We start from the raw sequence: 13,046 nt of genomic DNA, 5'->3' as shown, positions 1-13,046 counted from the left end.
GTTTCGTTTGCGTCGTCAGCTGAGGAGGCGAAATATACGGACTTCGGACAGGTGCGTCAACCACTAATCACGCCATAAAACATAAACACCCGCAGCCAACCACCCAAATCAAAAACCATCCATTTGATTTAAAACAAAAAAACCATAAACCATCATTCGCAATAAAAATGAAGGTTTATCTTTTTGCGCCTGCCTGACGGATAGCGGCAAACACCAAGCAGTGCGACAATCGCTGGTCTTCAAGCTCAAGCTAGCCACTGCATGCATACCCATACCTTCTTCTGGCACGACTATGAAACCTTTGGTGCCATTGCGCGCCAGGACAGGCCGGCCCAGTTTGCCGGCATCCGCACCGATAGCGAGCTAAACGAAATCGAGGAGCCGGTGATGCTGTACTGCCGGCCCGGTCCCGACTTTATCCCCTCCCCCACTGCCTGCCTGATTACCGGCATCACGCCGCAATACTGCCTGGAACATGGGGTCGCCGAAAACGAGTTCGCCGCCGTCATCCTGCGCGAGTTCTCCCGCCCCGGCACCATCGGCGTCGGTTACAACTCGATCCGCTTCGATGATGAGGTCACCCGTTTCCTGTTCTGGCGCAATCTGATGGACCCTTACGGGCGCGAATGGCAAAACGAATGCGGCCGCTGGGACATTCTGGATGTGGCGCGCACTCTGCATGCCTTGCGCCCGCAGGGGATCAACTGGCCACTAGGCGAGGATGACCTGCCCAGCTTCAAGCTGGAAAAACTGACGGCTGCCAATGACCTGGCACACGAAACGGCGCACGACGCCTTGTCCGATGTACGCGCGACGCTGGCACTGGCGCGCCTGTTCCGCCAACACCAGCCGCGCTTATTCGACTTCTGTCTGGCGCTGCGCAAAAAGGATAATGTGCGTCACCAGATCAGCCTGCACGCCCCGGCACCCCTTATCCACATATCCGGGATGTATGGTGCGGCACGCGGCAATCTGGCCATCGTCTGGCCGCTGGCCGAGCACCCGACCAATAAGAATGAAGTCATCGTCTGGGATCTGGCGCATGACCCCGAAGAGCTGATCGGCCTCAGTGCCGATGCGATCCGCCAGCGCCTGTTTGCCACCCGCGAAGAACTGGAAAACGCCGGCTTGCAACGACTGGCGCTCAAGACCATCCATATCAACAAGTCGCCCTTTGTCTGCAAAGACTTGCGCGTGCTCACAAAAGCGCGGGCAGAAGAGCTGGGCATTTCCATTGACCTTGCGCTTTTGCATGCCGATAAAGCACGAGCCCTGCCCGCACTGGATAGCCTGTGGAAGGCGGTATACCGGCGCGAAGCGATGCCTGCGCTGGATGTGGATGAGGCTTTATATGGCGGTTTTGTTTCGCCGGCTGACCGGCGCCTTCTGGAGCGCTTGCGCACACTGCCTGCAGCCGCACTCGCCCAAGAGAAACCCGCCTTTAACGATCCGCAACTGGCGCGTTTGCTGCTGCGCTACCGCGCACGCAACTATCCCGACTCGCTCACAGCCCAGGAAATGCAGGGCTGGCGCAACTGGTGCCACAGGAAATTGAATGAAGGCATCCCGCCGGGACGCACGATAGAAAGCTGCATGGCCGAAATCGCCGAACTGCATCCCGGTGCCGATGCCCGCAAACAGGACATTCTGGCCGATGTCGAAGCCTGGGCCTTGCAATACGCCTGACAACCAGGCAGCGAAACACGTGCTGCCACTGACAAGATCAAGACATATGAACGCTTCTCCCCGCGCCATCCTGTTGATGGGACCGACCGCCTCCGGCAAAACCGGCCTCGCGCTGGCACTGGCACAACGCTATCCGGTCGAAATCATCAGCGTCGATTCGGCACTGGTGTACCGCGATATGGACATCGGCACGGCCAAACCCAGCGCGGCCGAGATGGCCAGTTGCCCGCACCATCTGATCGATATCATCAACCCGACCGAAGCCTATTCGGCCGCCCAGTTCTGCAGCGATGCAAGCCGGCTGATCGGCGAGATTAATGCGCGCGGTAATATTCCGCTGCTGGCCGGCGGCACCATGCTTTATTTCAAGGCCTTGCGTGAAGGCCTGTCCGACCTGCCCGAGGCGGACCCTGCACTACGCGCCCAACTGGATCAGGAAGCCGCCGAACATGGCTGGCCCGCCATGCACGCGCGTTTGGCCAAACTAGACCCGGCCACCGCCGCACGCCTGGCACCTAATGATGCGCAGCGCATCCAGCGTGCGCTGGAGGTCATAATACTTGCCGGACAGAGCCTGTCTTCGCTGCATGCACGAGGGCGGGAAGACGCAGCGCCATTCGACATGTTGCCACTGGCCTTGATCCCGTCCGATCGCGCCTGGCTGCACCAGCGCATCGCCCTGCGCTTTCAGATGATGCTGGACGCCGGCTTTCTGGATGAGGTGAGTGCCTTGCGTCAGCACTATCCGGCGCTGAATCTTGCGCTGCCATCCATGCGCTGCGTGGGCTACCGCCAGGCCTGGGAATATCAGGATGGCTTGTACGGCATGACTGACTTTATCGACAAGGGCGTGGCCGCTACGCGCCAGCTTGCCAAACGCCAGCTCACCTGGCTGCGCGCCATGGACAAGATAGAGATCGACTGCCTGATGCCGGATCTGCTTAGCCCGGCTTGTGGCGCAATCGACCACTGGCTAACCCGTTCCAGATAATTCGTTTGCCCGGCTTTGTCACGTCCGTTACTATAAAGGACATGACAGAACCCATTTCCCCCTGCCTCTCTCTTGCCAATCTGGAAGATGCCGTTGACCGCATCGCCCGCAAAATGCCGGGTTCACCGCGTGAGGAGGTCATTCTCACGCGCCTGCATTTTTATACCCAGCTACAACTCGATGCCTGGTTCAACGCTTCGCTCAAGCCCTATGAGCTAAACGAAACCACATGGATGGCACTGATGCTGATCTATTCGCGCCCGGACGAGCGCGTCAGCCCGTCGGATATTTCATCAGCAATGGCCTTTTCCCGCACCAATGCCACCCGTGTCGTCGATGAACTGGAAAAAAAGGGCTGGATCCAGCGTCAACCTTCTATCGAAGACCGGCGCAAGACCGAACTGGCCCTGACCGAGGCTGGCCAGGCCCTGATCCGTGAAGTGCTGCCGGTGCAACGCGCCCGACTCAAGGAGCTGTGGCAGGATTTTTCCGCGGAAGAGTGCAGGCAACTGGAAACACTGGAGCGCAAGCTGCTCGCACGCCTGACGGGCTAATGCCGGTCAGGCGTGCAGTTTTCTACTGCCCAGATAATAAGCAAGGTGACTATCACGTGAATTATAAAACCAAACACTGCCGATTCAGATTGGGACTGATCCCCTTGCTGGGGCTGTTTCTGGCAGGCTGCGCCAATATCCGTGATGGCCAGCCACACGCAACTGCGCTCTCGCCCGCCGCTTATGGCCTGGACAACAGTGCTGCAACACCCGCGCCGGCACAAGGCGCATGGTGGAAGGCACTGCAACAGCCGGCACTTGACCGGCTGGTCGAGCAGGCGCTGCAAAACCACCCATCGCTGACACTGGCACAAGCCCGCATCCGCCAGGCTGGCGCCAGCATGGCGTTGACCGATGCCAGTGATGGCCCGCAACTGGATCTGCAAGGTGCACACCAGCGCCTGCGCAATTCCGAATATGGCCTGCTGCCACCGCCGCTGGCCGGCAACTGGTTTTCACTGAACCAGCTCTCGCTGAACCTGGGCTGGCGTCTGGATTTCTGGGGCAAGACCCGCGCCTTGCTGGCTGCGGCCAACAGCCGGCAAAACGCGGCCCGGCTGGAGGCCGAAGACAGCCGTAACTGGCTGGCCAGTGCCGTCACCGCCCAGTACCTCGACTACATGGCTGCCCGCCACAGCCTGCAACTGCTGCAGCGCGATCAGGCCCTGCTTGCAAGCGAGCTGAAACAGGCACGAGGACTGGTGGCCTCCGGCATCGCGTCACCGGATGCGAGCGACAGCGTGCTGCGCGAGCAGCAGCAACTGGCTACCCGCATGGCCGCGACCCAGACCCGCATGGCCCGTGCCCGCCATGCGCTGGCCGCCCTCACCACCCTGCCCGATGCGCAGCTAGCCAGCCTGCCGCTGCAAGCATTGCCGCAATGGCAGCTGGATACCCGCACGCTAAGCACGCGCGTACTGGCACAGCGGCCGGACATCCTGGCGCAACAAGCCCGGGTCAAAGCCGCCGCATCCGGCGTCAAGGCAGCCAAGGCCGAGTTCTACCCCGACGTCACCCTGGGGGCGATGGCCGGGCTGCAGGCGCAGAACCTGAGCGACCTGTTCAGTGCCGGGGCACTGGCCAGCGCCATCACACCGGGTATCACCTTGCCGCTGTTTCATTCCGGTGCGCTCAATGCCGCGCTGGATGCACAAAGTGCCAACTATGATGCGGCCGTTGCCGGCTATAACCAGACCCTGCTGGGTGCGATACAGGAAGCGGCTGATGGTGTCAGCCAGACCCTGGGTAGCCAGCAAGCCCATGCCGCCAGCCGTGCCGCGCTGGACACCCAACAGCGCATTGCCAGCCGCAGCAGCAGCCGGCTGGCCAGCGGCCTGATTGCCCCCAGCCAGAATATCCATGCCCAACGCAGCGCACTTGCCGCCGCGCTGGAAAACAACGAAGCCCATGTACGCCAACTGCAGGCCCAGACTGCCCTGCTGCGCGCGCTGGCCGGCCACCTTGCAACGGAGAGCAAGTAAATGCCCGACAACAAGAAAATTGCCCGCAACAAGGCGCTACTCAAGCTGAGCATCGCCGTCATCCTCATCGGCATCGCCCTCATTGCCTACTGGCTGTTTTTCCTCAGGGGCAAGGAAAGCACCGATGACGCCTACGCCGCCGGCAACCAGATCCCGGTCTCGGCCCAGATCGGCGGCACCATCACCGCCATCGGCGCCGAGGACACCCAGCAAGTCGAAGCCGGCGCCCTCTTGGTCCAACTGGAGCCTGCCGATGCCACACTGGCATTGACCCGTGCCAAAGCCGAACTGGCGCAGGCCGTGCGCCAGACCCGTACCCTGATTACCGGCCAGAGCAAACTGGAAGCCGTGGTGGCCGAGCGCCGTACCACGCTGTCCCGCACCGAGGGCGACCTCAAGCGCCGCGAACAGGCCAGCCAGGACGAATCCATCTCCCATGAAGAACTGCAGCATGCACGCGATGCAGCCAGTGCGGCGCAATCCGCCTTGCGGGTGGCCGAAGCCGATCTGGCCGCACAGCGCGAACTGGTGATGTCGGACACCGTCGCCAAGCATCCGCAAGTGGCCCGCGCGGCCGCCCTGGTGCGCGAAGCGGCGCTGGCTGTCGAACGCACCCGCGTACTGGCACCGGCACAAGGCCAGATTGCGCGGCGCAGCGCCCAGGTCGGCATGCGCATCCAGCCCGGCACCCCGCTGATGGCGCTGGTGCCAATGAACAGCATGTGGGTGGATGCCAACTTCAAGGAAAGCCAGTTGGCCAAGCTGCGCATCGGCCAGCCGGCGACGGTGCATGCCGACGTATACGGCGACAGCGTCAGCTTCAAGGGCAAGGTCGTCGGTCTGGCCGCCGGCACCGGCAGCGTGTTCTCGCTGCTGCCGGCGCAAAATGCCACCGGCAACTGGATCAAGGTGGTGCAGCGTGTGCCGGTCCGCATTGCGCTGGACCCGGCCGAACTGCAGCAGCATCCGCTGCGCCTGGGCCTGTCGATGAACGTCACAGTCGACATCTCCGACACCAGCGGCCCGCTGGTCAGCAAAGCCCCTGCAGGCAAGCCACAGCTGTCGACCGACATCTACGCCGGCCAACTCGAACGCGCCAATACGCTGGTCGCCCAGGTCATTGCCGCCAACCTGGGGCAGTAAGGATATCGCATGCCGCTGAAGCCACTTGAAGGCGCCCGCCGCGTGTGGGTGACGCTGGCCTTGTCGCTGGCCGTGTTCATGCAGGTGCTGGACACGACCATCGCCAACGTCGCCATCCCTACCATTGCCGGCAACCTTGGCGCCTCGGCCAGCCAAGGCACCTGGGTGATCACCTCCTTTGCCGTCGCCAACGCCATCGCCATCCCGATTACCGGCTGGCTGGCCAAGCGTCTGGGCGAAGTCAGGCTGTTCCTGCTCTCCACCACGGGTTTTGTCATCACCTCGTGGCTGTGCGGCATCGCGCCCAACCTCGAGGCGCTGATCCTGTTCCGCGTGCTGCAAGGCGCACTGGCCGGCCCGATGATCCCGCTGTCGCAAAGCCTGCTGCTGGCGTCCTACCCGGACGAAAAGAAAGGCATGGCGCTGGCGCTGTGGTCGATGACGGTGATTGTGGCGCCCATTTTCGGCCCCATTCTGGGCGGCTGGATTTCGGACAACTGGCACTGGAGCTGGATTTTCTTCATCAACGTGCCGATCGGTCTGGCCGCAATTGCCATCAGTTGGAAGGAACTCAAGGGCCGCGAAACCGCCATCACCGCGCAGCCGATCGACAAGATCGGGCTGGCGCTGCTGGTGATCGGTGTCGGCGCCCTGCAGATCATGCTGGATCGCGGCAAAGAACTGGACTGGTTTTCCTCGGGGGAGATCGTCGCGCTGACGCTGGTAGCCGTAATCGCGCTGGCCTATCTGGTGGTGTGGGAAAAACACAATCCGCATCCGGTGGTCGACCTGAGCCTGTTCCGCCACCGCAACTTCAGCGTCGGCGTACTGTGCCTGAGCGTCGGCTTCATGCTCTACTTCGGCACCGTGGTGCTGATGCCGCTACTGCTGCAGACCCAGATGGGCTATACCGCGACCCAGGCCGGGCTGGCAATGGCGCCGATCGGCATCCTGCCGGTCATCCTGTCGCCCATCATCGGCAAAAACGCGCAGCGCCTGGATCTGCGCTGGATCGTTACCGCCAGTTTCCTCATCTTTGCTGCCTGCTTTTACTGGCGCACCACCTTCAACCCGCAGATGGACTTTGCCTGGGTGGTATGGCCGCAGTTCATCCAGGGAATTGCCGTCGCCGGCTTTTTCATGCCTCTGACCATGATCTCGCTGGCGGGGCTCAGGGCCGACCAGATTGCCAGCGCCTCCAGCCTGTCCAACTTCATGCGCACGCTGTCCGGTTCGATCGGCACCTCGCTGATCACCACCGGGTGGGAGCGGCGTGAAGCGGTGCACCATGTGACACTGAGCAGCCAGATCTCGGTCTACGACCCCAACACCAGCACGGCGCTGGCACAGATGCACGCTGCGGGGCTGAGCCAGCAGCAGGCGGCGGCACTGATCGCACAGGACATCACCCGCCAGGGCTTCTTTATCTCGGCCAACGAGATCTTCTGGCTGTGTTCCATCCTGTTTATCGGCCTGACCTTGCTGGTTTGGCTCGCCCGGCCCCCATTCAAACCGGCCGGCGGCGGTGCAGTGGTGGATGCAGGTCATTAAGGAAAAACCCCCGGGCATCGCCACGGGGGTTTTGTATTTTTCCGACGCGGGTATCAGCGCTCCGCGACAATCTTGATTTCCACTTTCCATGCCGGATTGGCCAGCTTGGCCTGTACCGTAGCGCGCGCCGGGGTCTGCCCCGGAATCACCCATGCATCCCATGCGGCATTCATCGCGTCGTAATCAGCCAGATCGGCCAGATAAATGGTGGCATCCACCAGCTTGGCCTTGCTTGAATCCAGTTCGGCCAGCAAGGTATCGATCTGGGCCAACACATTAGCCGTTTGCGCTTCGGCATCCGCGTCCACGTTCTCCGGCACCTGACCCGCCATAAAGATCAGGCCATTGCTGACCACGGCTTCGGCCAGACGCGCACCAGCCTTGTGACGATAAAGAGACATTGCCATCCTTTAATACAGATCAAAAAACGCTAGTGTAGCGGCCTGCCGCCCAAATGAAAAACGGCCTCCCGCATGGGAGGCCGCGCTAGCTGCAACTACCGGCTCAGGCGAGCGAAGCGCCGCGCAATTTACGGCTGAATTCTTCCAGCGCGGCGATGCCGCTTTGCTCGGCACGCATACACCAGTCCTGCAACTCCCTGACCAGTTGTTCGCTCGTTAACGCCGAGCGCTCCCACAGGCGTGTCAGTTCCTGACGCATGCTATAGACCGTTGCCAGCACATCGCTGTGTGCCAGCACCTGTGCCAACTGCTCGCGCTCAAGCGGCGGCGTATCCTTGGCATCCTGCTTAAGCCAGATCTTCATCTTGGCACCCGCCTGCCCCTTGAGTTCGGGCAGATGGATTTTTGCCAGCTCAGCATGCGTCACCGCCTTAAGCTCGCGCGCATAGCGTGCGGCGATGGCATAACGATTGGCAATCACCGCCTGCAGGCTGTCTGCCGTCACCACATTGCGGTTAGCATCCACAATCAGGCGCGGCGCGACTTTGCGCACGCGGGCCAGATGCAGAATTTCGAGAATGCGGATATACATCCAGCCGATATCAAACTCGAACCACTTGTACGACAGCTTGGCCGAAGTACCGAAAGTATGGTGGTTGTTATGCAGCTCTTCCCCGCCCACCAGAATGCCCCAAGGCACAATATTGGTGGCGGCGTCTTCATTCTCGAAGTTGCGGTAGCCCCAGTAGTGGCCAATGCCGTTAATCACGCCGGCAGCCCAGAACGGAATCCACAACATCTGTACCGCCCAGATGCTCAGCCCGATCGGCCCGAACAGGACCAGATTGATCAGCAGCATCAGCACAATGCCCTTGCCGCTATGGCGGGTGTAGAGATTGCGCTCCAGCCAGTCGTCCGGTGTGCCGTGACCGAACTTCTCCATAATGCTTTTATCCTTGCAGGCGGTACGATACAGCTCGTAACCCTGCCATAGCACCTTGCGTATGCCCAGTACCACCGGGCTATGCGGATCTTCCGCCGTTTCGCACTTGGCGTGATGCTTGCGATGGATAGACGCCCACTCCTTGGTCACCTGACCGGTGGTCAGCCATAGCCAGAAACGGAAGAAATGGCTGGGTAGCGGGTGCAGATCCAGCGCGCGGTGCGCCTGATGGCGATGCAGGAAAATAGTCACCGATGCGATAGTGATATGGGTCAGCCCCAGCCCTACCAGGATATAGCCCCACCAGGGCAGATCAATCAAACCGTTAAGCCACTGCATCTTGCGTTCGCACCATTAATTAGACAGATTGCTCGATTCTATCGTTTATTTTTATGGCATGGCTATGTTTATTGCGTGGCAAGGCCATCGTCAGCCGGCAACGAGTATTGTAAGATGCCACTCTGGACTCAACGCAGAGCAGGTTTCGTGAACATCAAGAAGCAAAGCTGGAAACTGGCTGCAGCAACAGCAGCCTCCCTTGCCGCCCTGTATGGCGGCTTCTCCTATTGGGCCGGTATCAAGGCCGAAGCAACGCTGGCCGAACAGCACAAGCTGCTGTCCGCCATGTCGATGTTTACCATCAAGTCGCATAGTTACCAGCGCGGCTGGTTTTCCTCGACCGAAACCACCGAGCTTGAGCTGAACAAGCGCCTGCTCGGCCCTTATCTGGGTGCTCTGCCCGATAATCTGCGCCCGCTCTTGGGCGGCACGCTGCGTTATACCAACAAGATCCAGCACGGCCCGCTGCCCGGCCTTGCCAGCTTCAACCTGATGCCGGCCCGCGCACTGGTGACCACCGAGTTCGATATGAGCCCGGCTACGCGCAAGACACTGTCGCGCTTCTTCGGCGAAGCCGAACCGATTACCGTGACCAACCGTCTGGGCTTTGGCGGTGGCGGCGAGCTGAAAGTCAACATTCCCAAGTTTGACTACGAAGAGACACTGGCCGGCGTCAAGATGAACTGGCAGGGCTTCGACCTCAAGGTGGATTACGGGCGCGGCTTCAAAGAATATCTGCTGGAAGCCGACTCGCCGGGCTTTGTGCTGGATGCGGCCAGCAAGGGACGCTTTGCCTTTGACGGCGTGCGTTATGTGTCCGATGTTCGCCCCGGCGATAGTGGCGTGCGTCTGGGCACTGGCGAGCTGAACGTCAATAACGTCAAGCTGGGCTGGAAGGAAGCCATTCCTTACAGCATCAAGCTGAACGAGCTGATTTATCTGGTCACGCGGGTCAGGGTGGGCGAATTCATCAACCCGTCGGGCGAGCTCAAGCCATCCAATGTCGAGCTGACCAAGCTGAACTACCAGATTGTTACCAGCGAGCAGGATCAGTTCGTCAATACGCGCGGTAAGCTGGGCTTTGAGACTTTCCGCTACGACGAGCAGAAATACGGCCCGCTCAAGCTTGATATCTCGGCCAACCATCTGCACGGCCCAACACTGGTCAAGCTGGATCAGGAGCTATCCAAGATCCCGTTCGAGAACATCGCACCGGCCGATATGCGCAAGCGCTATATCGATACCATCCTGAAAAATGGCGTACCGCTACTGCAAAACGATCCCAAGCTGGTGGTTCACCAGCTTGAGCTGGGCTTGCCTAGCGGCATGAGCTCGCTGACCGGCTCCATGGCAATCAAGGGTTTCCAGGAAGCCGACCTTAAGTCACCGCTGACCTTTATCAGCCGCTTTATTGTCGACGCCGATGTCTCACTGCCCAAACCGGCACTGGAAACCATGGTGGTTGCACAGGCACGCAATCTGTTCACCGTTGACGCCAGCGCAGAAGACCAGCCGGACATGGCCGAAATCGACGATCTGGCCAAGAGTCTGCTGGATGCCCAATTGGCCGAATGGGCAGACAAGAAGCTGATCAAGTTCGATGGCAAGCAGGTTTCCACCAAGCTGGACTTTCAGGGAGGCGTCCTGAAGATCAACCAGCAAAAAGTAGCCCTGCCATGGGAAGAAAAGGAAGATCCGCTACCCACGGACGCGAGCGCAGCGTTGTAGTTCGTGCACAAGCCAATAAAAAGCCGGCTCGCGCCGGCTTTTTATTGGCTGGACTATTCAGGAGCCCATCTGGCTTTGCAGGTAGTTATGTACTCCGACGCGGGCAATCAGGTCCTGCTGCGTCTCCAGCCAGTCCACATGCTCCTCTTCGGCGGCGAGAATATCGTCCAGCAATTCGCGCGTCACATAGTCGCGCACGCTTTCGCAATACTGGATAGCATCACGCAAGAGCGGAATCGCCTCCATCTCCAGCTTGAGATCGCAGGCAATCATTTCCTCGGGATGCTCGCCGATATACAAACGCCCCAGATCCTGCAAATTGGGCAAGCCCTCCAGAAACAGGATACGCTCAATCAAACGGTCGGCATGCTTCATCTCGTCGATGGACTCATGATACTCATGCTCGTCCAGACGTTTAAGTCCCCAATTGCGGTACATGCGGGCATGCAGGAAGTACTGGTTAATGGCCGTCAGCTCATTCCTGAGCGCCTTGTTGAGGAACTCGATCACCTTCTTGTCGCCTTGCATCACGCGTCTCCCGGGTAAATGCGGTATTCAGGGCATTATGGCAAGGCTGTTCGCGTTCACAAGGCGGATTGAGCGGCGCGGGCAGCAAGGCCTTGCTGGCCTGTTTAAGCAAGGCATGGGCACAGCGCCCGCATTTGCCGCATTGCGTGGCAACCGGGCGAATGTCCCGCAAGCGGCGCGCACCATTGAGTACTGCCTGACGGATCTGGCGCTCGGTCGTCGGGAAACACAAACAGACATACATGACAGGCTTTCACGAAAGCATCCCTGCATTTTAAGCAGGCACAGCGCACTCTGGAGAAACCATGACCGAACGCTTCAAACCCAATACCACAGTTGCCGCCATTATCGAACGCGACGGCCGGTTTTTGCTGGTCGAAGAGCAAACCACACAAGGCGTGCGCTACAACCAGCCTGCCGGACATCTGGAAGCGAAAGAAAGCCTGCTGCAGGCCGTTTGCCGCGAAGTGAAGGAGGAAACCGGCTACCGCTTTACTCCTCAGGGCCTGGTCGGTGTCTACCTCGCGCCCGGTGAGCCGACCTATCTGCGTTTCACCTTCTTCGGCACCGTCACAGCCACACCGGATGACACGCCGCTGGACGACGGCATTATCGCGGCGCACTGGCTGACGCTAGCCGAAATAACGGCACGGGAGACTCAACTGCGTAGCCCGCTGGTGATGCGTTGCATCCATGACTGGCGTCAAGGTGCACGCTACCCGCTAGCGCTGCTACAAACTTTGCCGTAACACTCAGAGCTTACGCCGTGCCCCCTGGGTCCAGCGCGTATTACGCAGGGCACCCGAACGCAGCAATTGCGCCAGCGCATACGAAACGCCCTCGTGCCAGTGCGGCAAGTTCAAGTCGAAGTTTTGCGCGAGCTTGCTGCAATCGAGTCGCGAATTGGCTGGCCGACTGGCCGGTGTCGGCCAGTCACTACTGCCAATCGCCAGCACATCGGCTTCTGCGCAGGCCAGTTTGACCCCGTCCAGCGTCAGTTCATGCACAATATGGCGCGCATACTCGTGCCAGCTCGCTTCGCCGGATGCCGATACATGGTAAATCCCCCATGGCTCGGAGAGCTTGCCGGACAGGCTGGCTGACAGCATATGTGCCGTTACATCGGCAACCAGCTGGGTTGAAGTGGGCGTGCCGATCTGGTCGGCGACAATACTGAGCGAGGTACGCTCCAGTGCCAGGCGTAAAATGGTGTGCAGGAAGTTGTTGCCAAAAGCACTGAATAGCCAGCCCACGCGCAATACCAGCGAACGCGGGGCATGTGCAAGCACGGCCTGCTCGCCCGCCAGCTTGCTGGCACCGTAAATCATGCGGGTGCCGGGCACATCGGTTTCCACATAGCGGCCGCTCTTGCTGCCATCAAACACATAATCAGTGGAATACTGCACCATCAGCGCCCCATGTGCCCCTGCCCAGCGTGCCATCAGCTCGGGCGCGGCGGCATTGAGGGCAAAAGCCAGTGCCTGTTTGGACTCGGCCTGATCGACGGCGGTATAGGCGGCGGCATTGACGATAATGTCGGGACGCACCCGATCCAGCCATGCCTGCATGCGCTCGGGCCGGGCCAGATCAAACTCGGCGCGCACCGGTGCATGGACTTTACCCAATGGTGCCAGCGCGCGCAGCAGTTCAAAACCCAGTTGTCCGCTGGAACCGGTAACCAAGATAGTGGGACGCATGCCT

At 60.2% G+C, this 13,046-nt stretch carries 13 protein-coding genes; 8 read left to right on the top strand and 5 right to left on the bottom strand.

Annotation, left to right across the window (positions count from 1 at the left end):
• Window positions 1-261: 261 nt before the first annotated feature.
• The 6 genes from sbcB to GQF02_RS15110 are packed head-to-tail and all read left to right on the top strand — an operon-like array spanning window position 262 to window position 7,406.
• The gene (sbcB, locus tag GQF02_RS15135) at window positions 262-1,686 is read left to right on the top strand and encodes an exodeoxyribonuclease I (protein WP_160798245.1); all 1,425 of its coding nucleotides are present in this window, start codon (window positions 262-264) and stop codon (window positions 1,684-1,686) included.
• Window positions 1,687-1,732: 46 nt separating this feature from the next.
• On the top strand, window positions 1,733-2,677 hold the full coding sequence (gene miaA / locus GQF02_RS15130; RefSeq protein WP_160798243.1) for a tRNA (adenosine(37)-N6)-dimethylallyltransferase MiaA: 945 nt from the start codon (window positions 1,733-1,735) through the stop codon (window positions 2,675-2,677).
• A gap of 41 nt (window positions 2,678-2,718) precedes the next feature.
• Window positions 2,719-3,231, top strand: coding sequence for a MarR family transcriptional regulator (locus GQF02_RS15125; RefSeq protein WP_124736681.1), 513 nt, complete (start codon window positions 2,719-2,721; stop codon window positions 3,229-3,231).
• A gap of 56 nt (window positions 3,232-3,287) precedes the next feature.
• On the top strand, window positions 3,288-4,712 hold the full coding sequence (locus GQF02_RS15120) for an efflux transporter outer membrane subunit (RefSeq protein WP_160798241.1): 1,425 nt from the start codon (window positions 3,288-3,290) through the stop codon (window positions 4,710-4,712).
• Complete coding sequence (locus tag GQF02_RS15115; RefSeq protein ID WP_160798238.1) at window positions 4,713-5,855, top strand: HlyD family secretion protein; 1,143 nt, start codon at window positions 4,713-4,715, stop codon at window positions 5,853-5,855.
• Window positions 5,856-5,864: 9 nt separating this feature from the next.
• The gene (locus GQF02_RS15110; RefSeq protein WP_124736678.1) at window positions 5,865-7,406 is read left to right on the top strand and encodes a DHA2 family efflux MFS transporter permease subunit; all 1,542 of its coding nucleotides are present in this window, start codon (window positions 5,865-5,867) and stop codon (window positions 7,404-7,406) included.
• A 53-nt stretch (window positions 7,407-7,459) separates the two neighbouring features.
• Here GQF02_RS15110 and GQF02_RS15105 read toward each other — a convergent pair whose 3' ends face one another.
• Window positions 7,460-7,807, bottom strand: coding sequence for a RidA family protein (locus GQF02_RS15105; RefSeq protein WP_124736677.1), 348 nt, complete (start codon window positions 7,805-7,807; stop codon window positions 7,460-7,462).
• A 103-nt stretch (window positions 7,808-7,910) separates the two neighbouring features.
• The gene (locus GQF02_RS15100; protein WP_124736676.1) at window positions 7,911-9,089 is read right to left on the bottom strand and encodes a DesA family fatty acid desaturase; all 1,179 of its coding nucleotides are present in this window, start codon (window positions 9,087-9,089) and stop codon (window positions 7,911-7,913) included.
• 147 nt (window positions 9,090-9,236) lie between these two features.
• Here GQF02_RS15100 and GQF02_RS15095 point away from each other — a divergent pair, with 147 nt between their 5' ends.
• On the top strand, window positions 9,237-10,817 hold the full coding sequence (locus GQF02_RS15095) for a YdgA family protein (protein ID WP_328698634.1): 1,581 nt from the start codon (window positions 9,237-9,239) through the stop codon (window positions 10,815-10,817).
• 57 nt (window positions 10,818-10,874) lie between these two features.
• On the opposite strand, the gene bfr is transcribed toward GQF02_RS15095, so the two are convergent.
• Entirely contained in the window at window positions 10,875-11,345 is a 471-nt protein-coding gene (bfr, locus tag GQF02_RS15090; protein WP_124736674.1) for a bacterioferritin, read from the bottom strand.
• Window positions 11,293-11,589 (bottom strand): (2Fe-2S)-binding protein, encoded by a 297-nt coding sequence (locus GQF02_RS15085; protein WP_160798236.1) that lies wholly within the window; start codon window positions 11,587-11,589, stop codon window positions 11,293-11,295. Before GQF02_RS15085 ends, bfr begins: the two co-directional genes overlap by 53 nt.
• Window positions 11,590-11,650: 61 nt before the next feature.
• On the opposite strand from GQF02_RS15085, the gene GQF02_RS15080 reads away from it, so the two are divergent.
• Window positions 11,651-12,094: an NUDIX hydrolase gene (locus GQF02_RS15080; RefSeq protein ID WP_160798234.1), complete on the top strand. Its 444-nt coding sequence runs from the start codon at window positions 11,651-11,653 to the stop codon at window positions 12,092-12,094.
• Window positions 12,095-12,097: 3 nt separating this feature from the next.
• On the opposite strand, the gene rfbD is transcribed toward GQF02_RS15080, so the two are convergent.
• On the bottom strand, window positions 12,098-13,042 hold the full coding sequence (gene rfbD, locus GQF02_RS15075; protein ID WP_160798232.1) for a dTDP-4-dehydrorhamnose reductase: 945 nt from the start codon (window positions 13,040-13,042) through the stop codon (window positions 12,098-12,100).
• Window positions 13,043-13,046 lie beyond the last annotated feature (4 nt).

The sequence above is a fragment of the Craterilacuibacter sinensis genome (assembly GCF_009831765.1).
In the GTDB taxonomy this organism is placed as follows: Bacteria; Pseudomonadota; Gammaproteobacteria; order Burkholderiales; family Chromobacteriaceae; genus Craterilacuibacter; species Craterilacuibacter sinensis.
This window is presented reverse-complemented; position numbering and strand designations above follow the sequence as displayed.

Excerpts from the sequence above, each read along its gene's own strand:
- sbcB (WP_160798245.1), top strand. The coding sequence starts at position 262 with ATGCATACCCATACCTTCTTCTGGCACGACTATGAAACCTTTGGTGCC.
- miaA (WP_160798243.1), top strand. The coding sequence starts at position 1,733 with ATGAACGCTTCTCCCCGCGCCATCCTGTTGATGGGACCGACCGCCTCC.
- GQF02_RS15125 (WP_124736681.1), top strand. The coding sequence starts at position 2,719 with ATGACAGAACCCATTTCCCCCTGCCTCTCTCTTGCCAATCTGGAAGAT.
- GQF02_RS15115 (WP_160798238.1), top strand. The coding sequence starts at position 4,713 with ATGCCCGACAACAAGAAAATTGCCCGCAACAAGGCGCTACTCAAGCTG.
- GQF02_RS15110 (WP_124736678.1), top strand. The coding sequence starts at position 5,865 with ATGCCGCTGAAGCCACTTGAAGGCGCCCGCCGCGTGTGGGTGACGCTG.
- GQF02_RS15105 (WP_124736677.1), bottom strand. The coding sequence starts at position 7,807 with ATGTCTCTTTATCGTCACAAGGCTGGTGCGCGTCTGGCCGAAGCCGTG.
- GQF02_RS15100 (WP_124736676.1), bottom strand. The coding sequence starts at position 9,089 with ATGCAGTGGCTTAACGGTTTGATTGATCTGCCCTGGTGGGGCTATATC.
- bfr (WP_124736674.1), bottom strand. The coding sequence starts at position 11,345 with ATGCAAGGCGACAAGAAGGTGATCGAGTTCCTCAACAAGGCGCTCAGG.
- GQF02_RS15085 (WP_160798236.1), bottom strand. The coding sequence starts at position 11,589 with ATGTATGTCTGTTTGTGTTTCCCGACGACCGAGCGCCAGATCCGTCAG.
- GQF02_RS15080 (WP_160798234.1), top strand. The coding sequence starts at position 11,651 with ATGACCGAACGCTTCAAACCCAATACCACAGTTGCCGCCATTATCGAA.
- rfbD (WP_160798232.1), bottom strand. The coding sequence starts at position 13,042 with ATGCGTCCCACTATCTTGGTTACCGGTTCCAGCGGACAACTGGGTTTT.